We start from the raw sequence: 1,498 nt of genomic DNA, 5'->3' as shown, positions 1-1,498 counted from the left end.
GCGATGGCGGCGCGCTGGCGCTGGATAGCCTGACGGTGCTGGGGGCCGGCGGCATGAGCGTCAACGACTGGGTTTACGACGAACCGCGCTCGGTCAGCGTCATCAGCCGCGAACAGATGGACAACCGCCCGGCGCGGCACGCGGCCGATATTCTGGAACAGACCACGGGCGCCTATTCCAGCGTCAGCCAGCAAGATCCGGCGCTGTCGGTCAACATCCGCGGCATACAAGACTATGGCCGGGTGAACATGAATATCGATGGCATGCGGCAGAATTTTCAAAAGAGCGGTCATGGCCAGCGTAACGGCACCATGTATATCGATTCCGAGCTGCTGTCCGGCGTAACCATCGACAAGGGCACCACCGGTGGCATGGGCAGCGCCGGCACGCTTGGCGGCATCGCGACGTTCAATACCGTCAGCGCGAGCGATTTCCTGGCGCCGGGCAAAGAGCTGGGCGGCAAGCTGCACGCCAGCACCGGCGATAACGGCACCCACTTCATCGGCAGCGGCATACTGGCATTGGGCAACGAAACCGGCGATATCCTGCTGGCCGCCAGCGAACGCCACCTCGGCGACTATTGGCCCGGCAATAAGGGCGACATCGGCAACATTCGTATCAATAACGACACCGGCAATTACGATCGCTACGCCGAGAGCATCAAGAACAACAAAATCCCCGACACTGATTACCGCATGCACTCGCGACTGGCCAAGGTGGGCTGGAACCTGCCCGCCAACCAGCGCCTGCAGCTGAGTTATCTGCAGACCCAGACCGCGTCGCCGATCGCCGGCACGCTGACCAACCTGGGCACCCGGCCGCCCTATGAACTGGGCTGGAAGCGCACCGGCTACAGCGACGTGATGGCGCGCAACGCGGCGTTCGACTATAGCCTGGCGCCGGAAGGCGTCGACTGGCTCGATTTTCAGGCCAAGCTGTATTACGTCGATACTCAGGACGACAGCGATACCTACAGCACCAGCACGCTGCTGAACAACGGCTACGCGACGCGCACTCGCCTGCGCACCTATGGCGCACAGGCGCAAAACACCTCGCGTTTCAGCCTGGCACCGGGGCATGACTTCCGCGCCAACTACGGGCTGGAGTTCTATTACGACAAGGCCACCAGCGACTCTTCCCGTCAGGGCATGGAAGGGGTAACACCGGCCGGCAACCGCTCGGTCGGCAGCCTGTTCGCCAACCTGACCTACGACTACGACGGCTGGCTGACGCTGGAAGGCGGGCTGCGTTACGACCGCTATCGCCTGCGCGGCCAGACCGGTCTGAGCTACGCCGACTTCCCGTATACGGCGGAGAATCCCTGTAAACAGCTGCGGCTGCGTAACTGTCTGGCGACCACCACGCAGCAGGAGTGGAACGTCGATCGCGATCAGGGCAAGCTGTCGCCGACGCTGGCGCTGGCGGTGCGTCCCGGCGTGGAGTGGCTGGAGCTGTATACCACCTACGGCAAATCCTGGCGGCCGCCGGCGATCACCGA

At 63.4% G+C, this 1,498-nt stretch carries 1 protein-coding gene; it reads left to right on the top strand.

Annotated features, from left to right (window positions below; translation table 11 throughout):
- Positions 1–1,498 (top strand): TonB-dependent receptor domain-containing protein (locus GKN89_RS24235; RefSeq protein WP_154747915.1); only part of this gene is annotated, 1,498 nt, incomplete at both ends.

Source organism: Serratia sp. YC16 (assembly GCF_009707615.1).
GTDB classification, from domain to species: domain Bacteria; phylum Pseudomonadota; class Gammaproteobacteria; order Enterobacterales; family Enterobacteriaceae; genus Serratia; species Serratia surfactantfaciens.
This window is presented reverse-complemented; position numbering and strand designations above follow the sequence as displayed.